Here is a 16131-nt window from a genome sequence, read left to right as displayed (position 1 = left end):
TGGGACGGATGTCAGCGCACAATGCCATCCTGCAAGTAGATACCAGTCCGGTAGAGCATGCAAGTGGCATCATATTGGTTTGCGCGTCGGATGCGGAGTTGGTAGCCTCCTGCGCACACGGATTGGAGCATGTCATGTTGAGGATCGACGTGGCGCTGTCCGACGGCCAGGGCCCTGTCAACGAGGACGCGATCGGCCATCATGGGAATGCCGCCTGGGTGATCGATGGCGCTACCGGCATCGGCCCGTCGATACTGGACGCGCCGAGCGACGCGGCATGGCTGGCGCAGACCGCCAACCGGCTGCTCGCCGAAGCGCTTGCAGACGATCCGGACTGCTCGACGATCGCGCTGCTGCGCACCGTCATGACGCAATGCGCCGAAGCGCTCGCGCGGGTGCAATTGCGCGCAGATGTCGATCCCTGCGATCTTCCCTCGGCCGCCTTCGCCATGGTTCGCGTCATCGACGACGCGGTCGAGATCACCAGCCTTGCCGATTGCCGCGTGGCGGCGGTCGATGAGGCGGGCAAGGCACGGCTGTACGGCGCTTCCGATTTGGATATCGTCGAGGCGCGGACATTGGCGGCGGTGAAGGCGATCTACGACGCGGAGCCGACGATCGATCCCGATGCGCTGAAATTGCGACTGTTGCCCGGATTGCGCGCCAATCGCTGCCTGAAGAATTGCGAGGGCGGCTATTGGGTCTTCGGGCCAGAGGCTGCGGCGGCGGACCATGTCTGGCAGGCGAGGCTTCCCTTGCAGCCCGGGCAGCGCTTTGCGATCGCCAGTGACGGGTTCCTGCGTCTGGTCGAACTGTTCGGCATCGCGACGCCCGCCGATCTGCTGGTGATCGCCACGCCGGCAGACGCGCAGGCGTGGCTGGCTCGGCTGCGTGACATCGAACGCGAGCCGGACTCCCTGCACCGTCACACCCGGGTCAAGCGGCACGACGACGCCAGTCTGATCGTTTGCAGCTGGGACGTTCCGAGCTGACGCCGAAACCCGACGCCGATCCCTGCCATAATACCAATATGCAATACCACATCTTTACAGGCATAAGACAGGTATGCATTATCCCTGCCTTGCCAGCGTCTCGCCGGGTCCCATGATGACCGGGCGGCAACGCCGGGTTCGGGTTCAAGGGAGGGACTCCATCATGGTGACGTCGTATCGACATACCGTAGCCGTCGCGGCTCTGGCCATCGCCCTTGCGCAGGTGTCCGGTTCGGCGCACGCGCAGACCGCTCCCGTAGCGGCGGACCCCAGCGTGCCCGTGACAGGCGACGACATCGTGGTGACGGGGACGCGGATCGCGATCCCCGGCCTGACCAGCAGCAGCCCCGTCGCGTCGACGGGCGAGGAGCAGATCAAGCTGCAGTCCGCGCTGACGATCGAGGATTTCTCGACCAAGATCCCGCAGCTGTCGGGTGGCGTGCGCCAGGGTTCGCAGGGGAGTGATGCGTTCGGGGCGCAGGTGCTGGAGCTGCGCAACTTCGGCCAGAGCCGGTCGCTGGTGCTGATCGATGGGACGCGGGCGGCGCCCTTCAGCTTCCGCAACTCGGTCGACGTCAACGCCATCCCCGCCTCGCTCATCAAGCGCGTCGACGTGCTCACTGGCGGTGCCGCCGCGGTCTATGGCGCGGATGCGGTCGCGGGCGTCGTCAACTTCATCCTGAACGACGATTACAAGGGTCTGCGCGGAACGGCGACGAGCCGCCTGTCGGTCCATGGCGGCGCGCAATATGGCGCCTCGCTGATGATGGGCACCGGCATCGGCGATGCCGGCAATCTGGTGATCGCGGCGGACTATACGCAGCGCGATGGCGTGCGGGCCGGGCAGCGCGACTGGGCGACAACGCCCAATCAGACGATCCCTAGCATCGGCGGCGTTTTCACCGATGTCGCCAGCGGCCGGCGCTTCGGCTTTACCGACGATGGCACGTTCACGACCAGCCCGTCCGCCACCTCGAACATCTCGGCGAGCTATCCGCTGATCTCGCCGCTCCGCCGCATCAACGTCGCCGCGCTCTACAAATATGCGATCACGCCGCAGATCGAACTGTACGGCCGGGCGATGTTCACCAGTGCGCGGACCGAGGAGACCGGCACGCCCGGCGCGGCGCCCGCTTCGGTCAGCCGCACGGTCGGGATCAGCGCGACCAATCCTTTCCTGACCGACGCGATCCGCAACCAGCTGACCTTCGTCAACGGCGTCGCGCAGGTGAACGTGTCGCGCTCGCTCGCCGAGCTGGGCCTCATCACCTATGCGACCGAACGCAACACCTTGCAGTTCCAGTCGGGGCTGCGCGGGCCGCTGACCGATGCGATCCGGTGGAACGTCTATGCCCAATATGGCCGCTCAACCGAATCGTCGCTGATCTCGGGCGACGGGCTGGTCACCAATGCGGCCGGTGCGAACAACTTCGCCGCGATCGTCAACACCGTGAACATCTTGGGCCCGCGCCAGCCGGGGCTCGCCGCAGCGCTCGGCAGTCCGATCAACGGCTTCGATCGCAAGCGTGACCAGTTCGTCACCGCGGCGACGATCAGCGGCAGCCTCGCCGACCTGTTCGCGCTGCCCGCCGGGCCGATCGGCTTTGCCGTCGGCGTCGAATATCGCCGCGAGACCGCGAGTATCACGCAGGACAGCGCGCTGCTGACCGGCAACACCTATCGCCAGGGCGTGCAGGCGGCATACAGCGGCGCGTTCGACGTGCGCGAACTGTACGGCGAGGTGCTGGTGCCGCTGATCCACGACACGCCGCTGATCCGCAAGCTGTCCGTGGGCGGCGCGTATCGCCTGTCGGACTATAATCTGTTCGGCACGCACGGGACGTGGAAGGTCGAAGGCAATTGGGAGGTGGATCGCAACCTGCGGCTGCGCGGCACCTATCAGCGCGTGCTGCGCACCCCCAATTTCGGCGAATTCGCCGCCACCACCTCGTCGCTGCCGTTCAGCAGCCTCGTCACCGTCGATCGGCTGAAGCCGCGCTACGGCGGCGATCCGTGCGTGATCGGCACGGGCGATGCCGCGCAGTGCAAGCGGTTCGGCGCGCCGGCGGTGGGCTCGACCAATTCGAATGCCGCCAGCTACCTGACGGGCAATTATTATTATGGCGGCAACCCCGCGATCCAGCCAGAGACGGGCTATACGACGACCGCGGGCGCGGTGTTCACGCCGACATTTATCCCCGGGTTGAACGTCACGGTCGATTATTACAATCTCGACCTGCGCGGCGCGGTGGGCGTGATCCAGCCGATCGCGGCGATCACCAGCTGCTATATCACCAATCCGACCGCGGGTAATCCGCTGTGCGGGCTGGTCACGCGCAACCCGAACGGCAGCTTCGCCGACGCCTTCGTCAACAACCAGAATCTCGGGCGGCTGCTGCAACGCGGCTTCGACATTTCGGCGGCCTATACGCTGCGGGGGGACTGGCTGCCGGGCAGGGGGCTGCGCGCCACCTATCAGGGCAATATCGTCACGTCGTATCTGATCCAGGCGAACCCCACCGTATCGGCGGTGCAGTGCAAGGGCACGTTCGGTGCCACCTGCTCGAGCGACGGGACCACGCTGGTCCAGCCCGCCTACCGCCACACCGCCGGGATCGGCGTGCTGCTCGACAAGGGCGTGATCCAGTTCGACTGGCAGCGCATTGGCAAGGTGCGGTCGAGCACGGTCGGATCGACGGAGGTGATCAAGGCGCAGGACACGTTCGACCTGTCGGCCTCCTACGATTTCACCGACCGGGTGACGATGAGCGCGGGCGTCTACAATCTGTTCGACCGCAATCCGCCGCGCGTGTCGTCCGGCGGTGTCTTCAACACCTTCCCCGACACGTACGACATTCTGGGGCGGACGATCGGCGTTTCGCTGACCGCGCATCTGTGATCGGCCGGCGTCGCGATCGCACCCGCCCGATCGACGGGGCGGGCGGGCCGTCCATTGGCTGCGGACACCCGGTCCAACATAAGCGGAGCATGGCTCGATGATGTTGCCCTTTTCTGTTGCCGACTGGCTCGTCATCGCGGCCTATCTGCTGTTGCTGGTCGCGGGCGGATGGGTGTTCACCCCGCGCAAGACCGAGTCCGCCCACGACTATTTCCTGGCCGGCGGCAACGTTCCCGCGTGGCTTGCGGCACTGTCGGTCCTGTCGGCAACCCAGTCGGCCGCGACGTTCCTGGGCGGGCCGGATTACGGCTATCGCGGCGACCTGACCTATCTTACCGGCAATATCGGCGGGCTGATCGGTGCGATCTTCGTCGCCCATGTGCTGATCCCGCGCTTCTACGCCATCCGCGCGACCACCGCCTATGAATTGCTGACGCTGCGCTTCAGCGAACGCGCGACGCGCTGGGCGGGCGGTATGTTCCTGATCGGGCGGGTCTTTGCCGGGGGCGCGCGCGTATATCTTGCCGCGATCGCGCTGGCGATGGTCGTCACGGGCAGCGTCGGGGCGCAGGGGATCATGATCGCGGCGGCCGCGCTGATCGTGGCGAGCGTCGCCTTCACCTTCGTCGGTGGCCTGAAATCGGTGCTGTGGAACGACCTGATCCAGTTCATCGTCTACGTCGGGTCGGCGGTGGCGGTGGTCGTGTTCCTGCGCCTGTCGATTCCCGCGTCCAACGCCCAGATCCTGCACGCGCTGGCGCACACGCCCGAAGGCGTCGACAAGCTGCGGCTGTTCGATTTCTCGTTCGATCTGTCGCGGCCGTTCTCGATGCTGGCGATCGTGACCGGCATCGCGCTGCTCTACATCGCGAATGCAGGCATGGATCAGGACACCACGCAGCGCCTGCTGTCGTGCAAGGATGCCAAGACGGGCGCGCGCAGCCTGTACCTGTCCGTTCTGGCGACAGTGCCGACGGTCGGCATGTTCATCGTGATCGGCCTGCTGCTCTATATCTTCTACAACCGCCCAGACCTGATGGGCGGCACCGGTGCCGTCGCGGCCAGCCAGTTCGGCGGCGAGAAGATCAGCATCTTCATGCATTACATCCTCACCGAATTGCCCGGCGGCCTGCGCGGTCTGGTGACGATCGGCATCTGCGCCGCCGCGGTCGCGACGACCAACTCCGCGCTCAACGCGATGTCGTCGGTGCTGGTGCAGGACTTCTATCGCCCCTGGCGCGACCGGCGCGGGCCGGTGGAGGAGCATCACTTCGTCCAGGCCGGGCGCGCGGGCATGGGGGTGATCGGCTTTGCGATGTTCCTGATGGCGGTCGCGTCTTATTATTGGCAGCGCCACAGTTCGATGGGCCTGCTGGAATTTGCGTTGCAGGTGATGGTGTTCAGCTATGCAGGGCTGCTGGGCGTCTATTTCACCGCGGTCTTCACCACCCGCGGCACTACCGGATCGGCGATCGCCGCGCTGCTGATCGGCTTTGTCACGATCGTGTTGCTGCAACCCGCTATCGCCAAGGTGATCGGTCTGCCGCTGGTCCTCACCGGCCTGTCCTTTCCGTTTCAGCTGTGTCTGGGAACGGCCGTCGCCTTCCTGGTCTGCGCCGCGCCAGCCGGCCCGGCATCGCATCGAGGTCGTTGATATGATGAACACCGAAGCGCTCGATCCCCGGTTCCTGGAACTCGACCTGTGGCCGACCCAGTCGGCTGTCGAGGCGATGCTGGAGGGGCAGATGGCGGCGATCGCGGCGCTCCAGTCGCAGGTCGCCGCGATCGCGGAGGCGGCGGAAGCGGCCGCGGCGCGGCTGGAGCACGACGGGCGGCTGATCTTCGTTGGAGCGGGCACATCCGGCCGGCTGGCGGTTCAGGACGGGACCGAGCTTCACCCGACCTTCGGCTGGCCGATGGATCGCCTCGTCTTCCTGATGGCGGGCGGCATGGGCGCGCTGACGGAAGCGCGCGAAGGGGCGGAGGACGATGTCGAGGCCGCGCACCGCGACATTGATGCCTGCGGCCTCACCGCGTCCGACGTCGTCATCGGCGTCGCCGCCAGCGGGCGGACGCCCTATACCGTCGCCGTGATCGAACGCGCGCGGGCGCTTGGCGCGTTGACGATCGGCATCACCAACAATCCCGATATGCCGCTGAGCGAGCAGGCTGAGCACGTGATCGTCGCGGACACCGGTAGCGAAGTTCTGGCCGGATCGACGCGGATGAAGGCGGGCACCGCACAAAAGGCGGTGTTGAACCTGCTGTCGACCGCGGTGATGCTGCGGCTCGGCCTCGTCTATCGCGGGCGCATGGTGGCGATGCGCGTCTCCAATGCGAAGCTCTTGGTACGGGCACGTCGCATGGTGCAGGACCTCGCCGGCGTCGATGCCGAGGTCGCCGCACGCTCGCTCGAGCTGGCGGATAACGACATTCGGCTGGGGATCGTCGTCGCCATGGGGGTCCCGGTCGAGACGGCGGCGCAGCTGCTCGACGCACATCGCGGCAGCCTGCGCGACGTCCTGCACGCCATCGGCAAGCGGGAGGCGTAACGGTGCGCGAGATCGCCTGGACGCGCAGCGACGAAGCGACGCCCTTGTACATGCAGCTCGCCCAGCGCCTGCGCGAGCATATCGACGGCGGCGGCATCGATCCCGGCAGCGCGCTCCCCTCCGAACGCGAGCTCAGCGAAATGGCGGGCCTGTCGCGCGTTACGGTGCGTAAGGGCATCAAGCAGCTGATCGACGAAGGCGTGGTGATCAGCAAACATGGGTCGGGCACGTTCGTCGCGCGGCGGATCGAGACGGCGGGCGCGAAGCTCAACAGCTTCAGCGACGATACGCGCTCGCGCGGACAGGATCCGGGAGTGGTCTGGATCTACAAATCCTATGCCCTGGCGACCGAGGAGGAAGCCGCGGTGCTGGAGGTGTCGCCGGATGTCCGCGTCGCGCGCTTGGGCCGCGTACGGCTGGCGGGCGACGAGCCGCTGGCGATCGAACATGCGGTGATCCCGGCAATGTTCATGCCCGATCTCGATGCGCTGGGCGACTCGCTCTATCAGGCGCTCGACGTCCATGGCTTTCGGCCGACATCGGGCACGCAGCGGATCCGCGCGTCGCTGGCGACCGAAACCGAAGCGGGGATCCTGAGCGTCCGCCAGCATTCCGAGGTCTTGCGGATCGAGCGGCGTACGCGGATTCCCGATGGCCGCATCGTCGAATTCACCCGATCGGTCTATCGCGGCGATCGCTATGAGTTCGTGACGGACCTCAACGTCATTTGAGCTGCCCTGCGGCGATCAGTCGGCCTCGCCATCACGCCACGCTTCCATGGCCTCGCGATAGTGTCGCTCTTGGTTCGCGCGCGCGGTTTCCAGCCGTTCGCTCTCGCGATCCCGGTCGTTGTCCAGTGCCTGGCGTTCCTTGCGCAGCGCTGCCTCGCGCCCGGCGAGATCACGTCGCGCCGCATCGTATCGCTGCTCCGCCTCCTCGATCGCCTGTTCGGCCTGATCGAGCTTGGAGCGAGAGGGGCGGGGCTTGGGCTTCGTGCGTCTGGTCTTGGCCGGGGGCGCATCCGTCGCGTTTGGCGGCTTGCGCTTGTGTGTGGCCGGCAAGGCGGCCAGATGGTCGTCCACGCTGCCGCGCGTCTTCCGGATGACGTCGCCCGGGTGCGCCAAGGGCTCTTCCATCAGCGCAGCGTCCGTCACCTGCTCCGCGACGCCGCGGGCGAACAGATCGGTCTCCGTACCCCAGGCCTGCAATGCCGCCTTTTGGCTCGGCGCGGCGACATAGGCGTCGTGAAACCCGATCGGGGTGCGGAAGACCTTTAGTTTGCGCGCCATGCCGCCTCAACGCGCGGTCGGCATCGAAGGTATCCACGTAAAAGCCGGCGACCTTATTCGGTCAGAAATACGACGCCCGGCACCGGGGTGGTGCCGACCGCGGGCCGCGAGCGACCGTCCCGCTCCAGCGGCAGGCGGGCGATGCCGCCCGATCGCTCATTAGCGACCAGCATGGCGTTCCGGTCTTCCGTCAGCAGGAAGAAGCGCGGCCAGTGACCCCCGCATCCGACATGCTGCAGCAGGCTGAGATCACCGTTGGCGCCGATGGCGAAGACCGCGATGCTGTCGTGCCCGCGATTGGAGACGTAAAGGCGCGTTCCGGCCGCGTTTACCGCGATATGGGCCGCGAAGGACGTGCCGCTGAAGCCGGCGGGCAGGGTCGATACCTCGGCGCGCCGGCCAAAGCTGCCGTCCGTTTCGGCACGCAATACGGTGACCGTGTTGGCCAGCTCGGCGACGAGATAGGCGACCGGCAGGCGAGGGTGACGCACCAGATGCCGTGGCCCCGATCCTGCGACGGCACGATAGGCGATGCTGGTCTTCGCAATCCTGCCCGCCGCGCGATCGATATGGTGCAAGAAAATGGCGTCGGCACCGAGGTCGACCGAGTGGAGGATGTCGCCGCTGCGGTCGAAGCCCACCCAGTGCGCATGCGGGCCGGCCTGTCGCTTGGCATCTGGGCCGCTGCCCTGGTGCTGGGCCACCGCAGGGCGGCCCGTCGGAAGCCCCGTCGCCGGATTGAGCGCCCATAGCGCGACGCTCCCGCTCGAATAATTCGCCGCCGCCAGCAGCGTGCCGTCCTGCGACAGGGTGATGTGGCAGGGGTCTGCGCCCATGGTGGACGACATAGCGACCTGTCGCAGCGATGCGTCATAGACGCCCATCATGCCCTTTTGCTGCTCGTCCAGCAGATAGCGCAGCCGGTGACGCCGTGACACGACGCCGAAGGAGGCGTTGCGGATCGCGGCATGAGCGGCGCCGGCGGTCCAGCCGCCCTGGTCCGCGGCCAACGACACCAACCCGGCGCCGCCTTCTTGCGCATAGGTGCCAGCGAACAGCCGGGAAGTGGGGGCCGCGATGCCGGTGCGTGGCAGCAACCCGATCGCAAGCGCGCCGCCGACGACGGCACGACGGGATGGGCGGAACGGAAATGTGTCGATCATGGCCCGCTTGAACCCGCCTATGCGCGTCGCGTCAACGGCCGGCTGTTTGCCGCGGGCCGTCCGATTGCGTTTGCGTCGCGCTCGCTTACTCGAAGCGGCTGGCAAGCCGTTCGACCAGGAAGTCGACGAAGACCCGCACGCGGGCGGGCGTCGTCGAGCCGCCGACGAAGACGGCGTGGATCAGCTCTACGTCGCCCGGATTATAGTCCTCCAGCAGCGGCACGAGCCGTCCGTCCGCGATCTCGGCTGCGACGCTGAAGCGGCCGACCCGGGTGATGCCGACTCCCGCGGCGGCGAGATGACCCAAAGTCTCGCCATTGTTGGCGACGATGCCGCCCTCGACGGACAACGCGAAATCCCGGCCGTCGCGGCGGAACGGCCAGATGGGTTCGGCGCGGCGGAAATTGAAGTTGAGGCAATTGTGGGCGTGCAGGTCTTCGGGCACCTGCGGTGTGCCCGCCCGCGCCAGATAGTCGGGCGACGCGACGATCACCCGCCGCGCCTCGGACAATTTGCGGGCGGTGAGGCCGCTATCGGCGAGCGGGCCGAAGCGGATCGCGACATCGGCCTGTCCTGCTGCGACATCAACCAGCGTGTCGGTCAGCGCGATATCGATGAGGATGTGCGGATAAGCGCGGGCGAAGTCGCCGAGCAGTGGCACGACGCACAGTCGCCCATGCGCCAGCGCCGCACTGATCCGCAACCGTCCGCGCGGCGCGCCCTGATCGGCGATCTGCTGTTCGGCATCGTCGAGATCGGCCAGGATGCGCCGCGCAGCGAGCAGATAGGCCTGCCCCTCGGCGGTCAGCGTCAGCGCACGGGTCGACCGCAGCAACAATCGCACGCCCAGCCGCGCCTCGATCCGGTCGATCGCGCGCGCCACCGCCGAGGGCGTCAGCCCGAGCGTGCGACCGGCGGCGGAGAAGCTGCCTTCCTCCACGACGCTCGCGAACAGGGCAAGCGACCGGGCGCGATCGTCATTGCCAGCTACCTTTGTGTCCAAGGCATAGATCCTTTGCACCGGCGGGCGGTTACGCGGCCCCGCTTCACCGTCCATCTATGCGCCTGACAATGAAATTCGCAAAGGAGGTGTCATGGAATATCGGCAATTGGGATCGTCCGGCCTGCGCGTTCCGGCCCTGTCGTTCGGCGCGGGGACCTTCGGCGGCAAGGGGCCGCTGTTCAGTGCCTGGGGCACCAGCGACGCTGCCGAGGCACGGCGGCTGGTCGACATCTGCCTCGACGCGGGCGTGACGCTGTTCGACACCGCCGACGTCTATTCGGACGGCGCGTCGGAACAGGTGCTGGGCGAGGCAATCAAGGGGCGGCGCGATGCCGTCCTGATCTCGACCAAGACCGGCTTGCCCATGGGTGACGGCCCGCAGGACTGGGGCGCGTCGCGGGCGCGTCTGATCGGCGCGGTTGAAGCGGCACTGCGGCGGCTCGACACCGACCGGATCGACCTGCTCCAGCTTCACGCCTTCGACGCGTCAACGCCGACCGAGGAGGTGATGGGTACGCTCGACCGGCTGATCGCCGACGGCAAGGTGCGTTATGCCGGCGTCTCCAACTATCCCGGCTGGCAGATCATCAAAGCGCAAGCGCTGGCAGATCGCCATGGCTGGCCGCGCCTTGTCGCGCACCAGGTCTATTACTCGTTGATCGGCCGTGCCTATGAATGGGACCTGATGCCGCTGGCGGCGGATCAGGGCATCGGTGCGCTGGTCTGGAGCCCGCTGGGCTGGGGACGGCTGACCGGCAAGATCGGGCGCGGCCGGCCGATCCCGGCGGGCAGCCGGTTGCACGACACTGCGCAGTTCGCGCCGCCGGTCGAGGATGAGCATCTCTACCGGGTCGTCGATGCGCTGGAGGCGGTGGCGGCAGAGACGGGCAAAACGGTGCCACAGGTCGCGATCAACTGGCTGCTGCGGCGGCCGACCGTATCGTCGGTCATCATCGGTGCGCGCGACGAGGCGCAGCTGCGCGACAATCTGGGCGCGGTCGGCTGGGCGTTGTCGCCCGAGCAGGTGGCGATGCTCGACGCCGCGAGCGACGTGCTGCCGCCTTATCCGCACACCCCTTATCGGCAGCAGGAGGGCTTCGCCCGCCTCGCGCCGCCGATGGTTTGAGGAACCCAAATCATGAAATTCAACTCTGGGCTGATCGCGCTGGCGGTCGGCGCCTTCGGCATCGGCGTGACCGAGTTCGCGCCGATGGGCCTGTTGCCGGTGATCGCAAGCGACCTGCATGTGTCGATCCCTGCCGCCGGGCTGCTGGTCAGCGCCTATGCGATGGGCGTGCTGATCGGCGCGCCGCTGTTGACGCTCACCACGGGGCGGATCGATCGGCGGACGCTGCTGATCGCACTGATGGGCATCTTCACGCTCGGCAATGCGCTGTCGGCGATGGCGGACGGCTATTGGATGCTGATGGCGGCGCGGTTCGTCACCTCGTTCAACCATGGCGCATTCTTCGGCGTTGGATCGGTGGTGGCCGCCAGCCTCGTGCCGCCGGACAAGCGCGCGGGCGCGGTGGCGGCGATGTTCACCGGGCTGACCGTTGCCACGATCGGCGGCGTGCCCGCGGCGACCTGGGTCAGCGAGGCGATCGGCTGGCGCACCGCCTTCGCCGGGATCGCGGGCGTCGGCGCCATCGCGATGCTGTCTCTGCGGCTCGCGCTGCCGCCGCTGCCCGCATCCGAGGGCGGCGACATGCGCGCCGAACTGCGCGTGCTGACGCGCGGGCCGGTGGTCATGGCGCTGGCTTTGACCACGATCGGCTTTGGCGGCGTGTTCACCGTGTTCACTTATATCGTACCGATCCTGCGCGATGTGACGCACGGCTCGACCGGCTATGTCACCGCGATGCTGATGCTGTTCGGGGTCGGCGCGACGATCGGCAATGGTTTGGGTGGTCGGCTGGCGGACCGGTCGGTCGAGCGGACGCTGATGACCATGCTGACGATCATGGCGCTGACGCTGCTCGCCTTCACGGTGCTGATGCAATGGCCGGTGACCGCCGCGATCGCGGTCCTGGTCTGGGGTATCGCCAGCTTCGCGATCGTGCCGCCGCTCCAGATGCGGGTGATGGATGCGGCTTCGGACGCGCCGAACCTCGCTTCCGCGATGAATATCGGTGCGTTCAATCTCGGCAACGCCATCGGCGCGGCGCTGGGCGGGGGCGTGATCGGGTCCGGGCTGGGGCTGCCCGCGGTGTCGCTCGCGGGTGCGGCGATGGCGGCGGTGGCACTGGCGATGCTGCTGGCGTTCCGGCGTCAGCCGCGCGCCGAGGTGTGTCCGGCCTGACGCGCGGCCCCGTTAGCCTCGAGTCACAGCCGCTTGCGCATCCGGGTCAATGGCACGACGACGCCCTCGACGTGCGTATCGGCCCGCTCAATCGGCGCATAGCCGCTCGCGGCATAGAGCGGCACGCCGCCCGCCGTGCCCATCAGTTCGACGGCGGCGAACCCCGCCGTCCGCGCCGCCTGTTCGCAAGCGGCGAGGATCATCCGGCCGACCCCGCGCCGGACATGATCCGGGTGGGTATACATCGCACGGATCCGGGCGGCGTCCTTTGCCGGATCGAGCAACGCCGGATCGCGCAAATCGGTGCTATGGTCGCCGCCATAGAGCATCGCGCGCCGGCTCCAACCCCCGCAGCCGACCGGCACATTATGGTCCTCGACGACGAAATAGCTGCCGTCGCGCACCAATTGCGTGTCGAGCCCCATCACCGCCCGGCTGGCAACGATCTGCGCCGGGGTGAGCACCGCGGCCTGACCCCGATCGATCGACAGCGCCATCAGGTCGCGCAGCGCTCCTACATCGGCTTCGGTGGCAATGCGGATGGTCAGCGCGGCGCTCATGCGGCCAGCTCCAGTCGCCACGTTTCCCCTTGCAGCGGGACGCCGAACGCGTCGTGCATCGCGGTTTCGACACACACGAACCCCTGCGCGGCATAGATACGGCGCGCCGATTCCAACACCGTGTGCGTCCACAGCATGAGCGTATGGTAGCCTGTATCCCGCGCGAAGCCGACACAGCGGGCGACCAGCGCATCGCCGATGCCACGGCGCCGGGCAAAGGGCTCGACATGCAACAGGCGCAGCCGGGCAACGCCATCGCCTTCGTCGGTGACGAACACGGCGCCCGCCATGACCCCGTCGATGTCAGCGACCCAGCATTGCTCGCGCGCCGGATTGAAGTCGCGCAGGAACGCCGCGGTCACCTCGCTCTCGAGCGTTTCGAGGTCGCGACCCCAACCATGGCTCTCGGCATAGAGCAACGACTGGCGCGCGGCGATCATGGCGGGCTCGCCGGTACGGAAGGGGCGGATGACGAACGCGCCACCCGATGCCGGATCGAGCAGCAACCGCGCGCGCGTCAAGGCCTCGACCAGATCGCGCCGCGCCAGTCCGTCCATCGCGCCGAGCAGATCGCTGACGGCGTCGCGCTGGCGCTGGTCGACGACCGCGAACGCCGCACGCCCCGCCTCGGTCAGCCGCAGATCGCGCGCGCGGGCATCGTCGTCCCGCCGTACGCGCGCGATCCAGCCGCGCTTTTCGAAGCGCGCGACCAGGCGGCTCAGATAGCCCGCGTCCATGTCGAGCGCATCCTGCAACACGGTCGCGGTGACGGGTTCGCGCGTCGCGATCTCGAACAGCAACCGCGCCTCGGGCAGGGTCGCCTCGGTTCCGAGAAACCGTGCATCAAGTGCGCCGATCGTTTGGGTATAAAAGCGGTTGAACCGGCGGATCGCGGTGACGTCTGCATCTTCCATGTCCGCCATGCTGGCTCGGAATGGTTGACGGAGTCAAGTATTGCGATGGGAGCGACGGCGTGGAGGGGCTATGGCCATAGCCGTGCCGTCGGGAGAAGATACGCTGGCGCTGGGACGGTAGGCCGGACGTCGCCGGTCGGCCGATCTCAATGCCTGGTCGCAGCGCCCTGCGAACCGTTTAGCCTGAATGCTGGAGCGGCAAAGCGTTTGTCACATGCCGCAGCCTGTGATCGTCCGGTGAGACCGCGCCAAAAATGGTCGGGGAGACAGGATTCGAACCTGCGACATCCTGCTCCCAAAGCTGATGCGTTTGGCGGTTTTCTGCCGCCCGTGTGTAAACCGTCAGCAAAAACGGCCTATATGAATCAATAGCTTAGCGATCCTTCGTAAACCAATTGGCCCCGCCCGGATGTGCCGTCCGAACGAGGCCACCAAGCGACCGAAGGAGGGTCACGTGGTTGACGAGATACATAGCACAGGCTGGGTCTATTTCATCCGGGAAGGGCGCAAGGGGCCGATCAAAATCGGGTACGCGGCCAACCCCCAGGCCCGCATCTACAACATCCAATGCGGCAACCCACGCGCGCTCCGGTTCATCGGTATGGTTCCGGGTACACGCAATGACGAGTCCGAGTGGCATCGTCTGTTCGCTCGCCTTAGGATTGGCGGCGAGTGGTTCCGGCCGGCTCACGACCTTTTGAGCGCAATCGATCGGCTTCCCAAAGTCGAGCTGCCGCGGGGAGTTGCCGAGCGTGGTTCAACCGAAGTCGATCCGAACGACTGGTACAAGAAGATGACGCGGGAATCGCGCCATGGTCCGCAGATGTCGATGGAAGAGCTTCGGCAGGCGCTGATCGCCACCGAAGAGGCACATTACGGCAAGCAGGCCGAAGCGTGCGCCTAGCGAATTATTCCCGGAGCCTGATTCACGGCTTGTTCCGACTGGAGCGACGAGCCTTGGCGATCGCGTCGTCTATGGCTTGGCGGAGGAAGTCGGCCGTCTTTACGTTACCGCGCGCGGACTCAATCCGCTCCTTCGTCCCCTCCTTTACGAGGAAGGCGAGTTGCTCGGTGAACTCTTTGGGCCGCGTCATCCGGCGCGCTGTAGCGTTCGCGTAACCGCTAGTCGAATCAATCGTTTCCACTAGTGCTTTATCCCTTGCAATCCGCTAGTGGGTATGGTCTTATCCGCTAGTGGTTAAAGAGGCAAGACTGACCTTATGGCTGTCACGATCAAAGTAGGCGATTGCCGCGAAATTTTGGCCAAGTTGCCAGACGCAAGCGTCCACTGCTGCGTCACGTCGCCGCCCTACTTCGGGTTGCGCGACTATGGGCATGACGGACAGATGGGGCTTGAAGCCACACCAGAGGCGTTCATTGTCGGCATGGTCGAGGTGTTCCGCGAGGTGCGACGCGTGCTGCGGGACGACGGCACGCTGTGGCTCAACATCGGCGACAGCTTTGGCCCCGGCAAGAATAAGCTGCTGATGCCCGCACGGCTCGCGCTGGCGCTACAGGACGATGGCTGGATCCTGCGCCAGGACAACGTGTGGTTCAAGAAACGCCCGATGCCCGAGAGTGTGCAGGATCGATCTACCTGCGCTCATGAGTTCGTGTTTCAGTTCGCGAAGTCGGCAACCTATCATTACGATCGCGATGCCGTTCGTACGCCTCTGGCTGAAAGTTCGGTAGGCCGACTGGCACAAAACGTTGCTGAACAGGCCGGATCCGTGCGCGCAAATGGCGGCGCCAAGTCGAACGGTGCGATGAAGGCAGTGGGCGGCGACAAACAGCGTGGCCATACACGCCGTCATGCCGGCTTCAATGATCGCTGGGACGCAATGACCAAAGCCGAGCAGATGGCTAACGGTGCAAATCTTAAGAGCGTCTGGCACCTCGCTCCCCCAAACTTCGCAGGTGCCCACTTCGCCACCATGCCTGAGGAATTGGCGGAAATTTGCATCAAGGCCGGCTGCCCTCACGGCGGCACTGTGCTGGATCCATTCTTCGGCGCCGGAACGACCGGTCTAGTGGCCGATCGTTATCAGCGCGATTGCATTGGGATCGAGTTGAACCCGGCCTATGCCGAGATTGCGCAACAACGGATTGCGGGCGACGCCGGCATGTTCGCGGACATCGCAGCATGACCCGCCACTTCACTCACGTCGTGACCGAACAAGAAGTGCAGCAGGTCCGCGATCTTATCATCCTCAGGTGTCAGTATACGGATTTTAGCGCGTTCGGCGCGGTGGCTCTGCGAACGGTGAACAGATTATGGGAAGCCTCCGACATCCCCCGCCACCTCGACAAGGGAGAGGGATAGATGGGCGAGGTAGAGCGCAAGCTCCGGCAAGACCTATACATCCGCGTCTGCCGGGATAGCGGCTTCCAACTGGATATGTACCGTGCCGCTGCGTTGGCAGGCAAAATCGGCGGCTTCCACGCTTTGGATGTGTG

Annotated in this window: 15 protein-coding genes; 9 read left to right on the top strand and 6 right to left on the bottom strand. The window is 66.3% G+C overall.

What is annotated here, in order from left to right; genetic code table 11:
• The first annotated feature begins 134 nt into the window (after nucleotides 1-134).
• From A7E77_RS00440 to A7E77_RS00420, 5 genes are all read left to right on the top strand, one after another.
• Nucleotides 135-992, top strand: coding sequence for a protein phosphatase 2C domain-containing protein (locus tag A7E77_RS00440; protein WP_063685126.1), 858 nt, complete (start codon nucleotides 135-137; stop codon nucleotides 990-992).
• 163 nt (nucleotides 993-1155) lie between these two features.
• Nucleotides 1156-3891, top strand: coding sequence for a TonB-dependent receptor plug domain-containing protein (locus A7E77_RS00435; protein ID WP_063685124.1), 2736 nt, complete (start codon nucleotides 1156-1158; stop codon nucleotides 3889-3891).
• A 97-nt stretch (nucleotides 3892-3988) separates the two neighbouring features.
• The gene (locus A7E77_RS00430) at nucleotides 3989-5545 is read left to right on the top strand and encodes a sodium:solute symporter (RefSeq protein WP_063685122.1); all 1557 of its coding nucleotides are present in this window, start codon (nucleotides 3989-3991) and stop codon (nucleotides 5543-5545) included.
• 4 nt (nucleotides 5546-5549) lie between these two features.
• Nucleotides 5550-6443 (top strand): N-acetylmuramic acid 6-phosphate etherase, encoded by an 894-nt coding sequence (locus A7E77_RS00425; protein WP_063689582.1) that lies wholly within the window; start codon nucleotides 5550-5552, stop codon nucleotides 6441-6443.
• Nucleotides 6444-6445: 2 nt separating this feature from the next.
• Complete coding sequence (locus A7E77_RS00420) at nucleotides 6446-7174, top strand: GntR family transcriptional regulator (protein ID WP_063685120.1); 729 nt, start codon at nucleotides 6446-6448, stop codon at nucleotides 7172-7174.
• A 15-nt stretch (nucleotides 7175-7189) separates the two neighbouring features.
• On the opposite strand, the gene A7E77_RS00415 is transcribed toward A7E77_RS00420, so the two are convergent.
• The 3 genes from A7E77_RS00415 to A7E77_RS00405 all read right to left on the bottom strand — a co-directional run bounded on the left by A7E77_RS00415 (nucleotide 7190) and on the right by A7E77_RS00405 (nucleotide 9898).
• Nucleotides 7190-7732 (bottom strand): hypothetical protein, encoded by a 543-nt coding sequence (locus A7E77_RS00415; protein WP_063685119.1) that lies wholly within the window; start codon nucleotides 7730-7732, stop codon nucleotides 7190-7192.
• 53 nt (nucleotides 7733-7785) lie between these two features.
• Complete coding sequence (locus A7E77_RS00410) at nucleotides 7786-8895, bottom strand: lactonase family protein (RefSeq protein ID WP_063685117.1); 1110 nt, start codon at nucleotides 8893-8895, stop codon at nucleotides 7786-7788.
• An 85-nt stretch (nucleotides 8896-8980) separates the two neighbouring features.
• Nucleotides 8981-9898 (bottom strand): LysR family transcriptional regulator, encoded by a 918-nt coding sequence (locus A7E77_RS00405; protein WP_063685115.1) that lies wholly within the window; start codon nucleotides 9896-9898, stop codon nucleotides 8981-8983.
• Between the two features lie 91 nt (nucleotides 9899-9989).
• Here A7E77_RS00405 and A7E77_RS00400 point away from each other — a divergent pair, with 91 nt between their 5' ends.
• Together A7E77_RS00400 and A7E77_RS00395 are read left to right on the top strand one after the other, a co-directional pair.
• On the top strand, nucleotides 9990-11024 hold the full coding sequence (locus A7E77_RS00400) for an aldo/keto reductase (protein ID WP_063685113.1): 1035 nt from the start codon (nucleotides 9990-9992) through the stop codon (nucleotides 11022-11024).
• 12 nt (nucleotides 11025-11036) lie between these two features.
• Entirely contained in the window at nucleotides 11037-12200 is a 1164-nt protein-coding gene (locus tag A7E77_RS00395; RefSeq protein ID WP_063685110.1) for an MFS transporter, read from the top strand.
• Nucleotides 12201-12223: 23 nt separating this feature from the next.
• On the opposite strand, the gene A7E77_RS00390 is transcribed toward A7E77_RS00395, so the two are convergent.
• Both A7E77_RS00390 and A7E77_RS00385 read right to left on the bottom strand, forming a co-directional pair.
• Nucleotides 12224-12760 carry a GNAT family N-acetyltransferase gene (locus A7E77_RS00390; RefSeq protein WP_063685108.1) on the bottom strand — a complete coding sequence of 179 codons (537 nt, stop codon included), beginning with the start codon at nucleotides 12758-12760 and terminating at the stop codon, nucleotides 12224-12226.
• On the bottom strand, nucleotides 12757-13674 hold the full coding sequence (locus tag A7E77_RS00385) for a helix-turn-helix domain-containing GNAT family N-acetyltransferase (protein WP_063689579.1): 918 nt from the start codon (nucleotides 13672-13674) through the stop codon (nucleotides 12757-12759). Before A7E77_RS00385 ends, A7E77_RS00390 begins: the two co-directional genes overlap by 4 nt.
• A gap of 454 nt (nucleotides 13675-14128) precedes the next feature.
• On the opposite strand from A7E77_RS00385, the gene A7E77_RS00380 reads away from it, so the two are divergent.
• Nucleotides 14129-14578, top strand: coding sequence for a GIY-YIG nuclease family protein (locus A7E77_RS00380; RefSeq protein WP_192929998.1), 450 nt, complete (start codon nucleotides 14129-14131; stop codon nucleotides 14576-14578).
• A 22-nt stretch (nucleotides 14579-14600) separates the two neighbouring features.
• On the opposite strand, the gene A7E77_RS17830 is transcribed toward A7E77_RS00380, so the two are convergent.
• Complete coding sequence (locus tag A7E77_RS17830; protein WP_192929997.1) at nucleotides 14601-14768, bottom strand: hypothetical protein; 168 nt, start codon at nucleotides 14766-14768, stop codon at nucleotides 14601-14603.
• A 126-nt stretch (nucleotides 14769-14894) separates the two neighbouring features.
• On the opposite strand from A7E77_RS17830, the gene A7E77_RS00375 reads away from it, so the two are divergent.
• Nucleotides 14895-15821: a DNA-methyltransferase gene (locus tag A7E77_RS00375; protein ID WP_063685104.1), complete on the top strand. Its 927-nt coding sequence runs from the start codon at nucleotides 14895-14897 to the stop codon at nucleotides 15819-15821.
• Nucleotides 15822-16131: the final 310 nt, after the last annotated feature.

Source organism: Sphingomonas sp. NIC1 (genome assembly GCF_001638925.1).
In the GTDB taxonomy this organism is placed as follows: Bacteria; Pseudomonadota; Alphaproteobacteria; order Sphingomonadales; family Sphingomonadaceae; genus Sphingomonas; species Sphingomonas aquatilis.
Note: the sequence above shows the minus strand (reverse complement) of the source record. Positions and strands in the feature narration are given on the sequence as shown.

Excerpts from the sequence above, each read along its gene's own strand:
- A7E77_RS00440 (WP_063685126.1), top strand. The coding sequence starts at position 135 with ATGTTGAGGATCGACGTGGCGCTGTCCGACGGCCAGGGCCCTGTCAAC.
- A7E77_RS00435 (WP_063685124.1), top strand. The coding sequence starts at position 1,156 with ATGGTGACGTCGTATCGACATACCGTAGCCGTCGCGGCTCTGGCCATC.
- A7E77_RS00430 (WP_063685122.1), top strand. The coding sequence starts at position 3,989 with ATGATGTTGCCCTTTTCTGTTGCCGACTGGCTCGTCATCGCGGCCTAT.
- A7E77_RS00425 (WP_063689582.1), top strand. The coding sequence starts at position 5,550 with ATGAACACCGAAGCGCTCGATCCCCGGTTCCTGGAACTCGACCTGTGG.
- A7E77_RS00415 (WP_063685119.1), bottom strand. The coding sequence starts at position 7,732 with ATGGCGCGCAAACTAAAGGTCTTCCGCACCCCGATCGGGTTTCACGAC.
- A7E77_RS00410 (WP_063685117.1), bottom strand. The coding sequence starts at position 8,895 with ATGATCGACACATTTCCGTTCCGCCCATCCCGTCGTGCCGTCGTCGGC.
- A7E77_RS00400 (WP_063685113.1), top strand. The coding sequence starts at position 9,990 with ATGGAATATCGGCAATTGGGATCGTCCGGCCTGCGCGTTCCGGCCCTG.
- A7E77_RS00395 (WP_063685110.1), top strand. The coding sequence starts at position 11,037 with ATGAAATTCAACTCTGGGCTGATCGCGCTGGCGGTCGGCGCCTTCGGC.
- A7E77_RS00390 (WP_063685108.1), bottom strand. The coding sequence starts at position 12,760 with ATGAGCGCCGCGCTGACCATCCGCATTGCCACCGAAGCCGATGTAGGA.
- A7E77_RS00385 (WP_063689579.1), bottom strand. The coding sequence starts at position 13,674 with ATGGAAGATGCAGACGTCACCGCGATCCGCCGGTTCAACCGCTTTTAT.
- A7E77_RS17830 (WP_192929997.1), bottom strand. The coding sequence starts at position 14,768 with ATGACGCGGCCCAAAGAGTTCACCGAGCAACTCGCCTTCCTCGTAAAG.
- A7E77_RS00375 (WP_063685104.1), top strand. The coding sequence starts at position 14,895 with ATGGCTGTCACGATCAAAGTAGGCGATTGCCGCGAAATTTTGGCCAAG.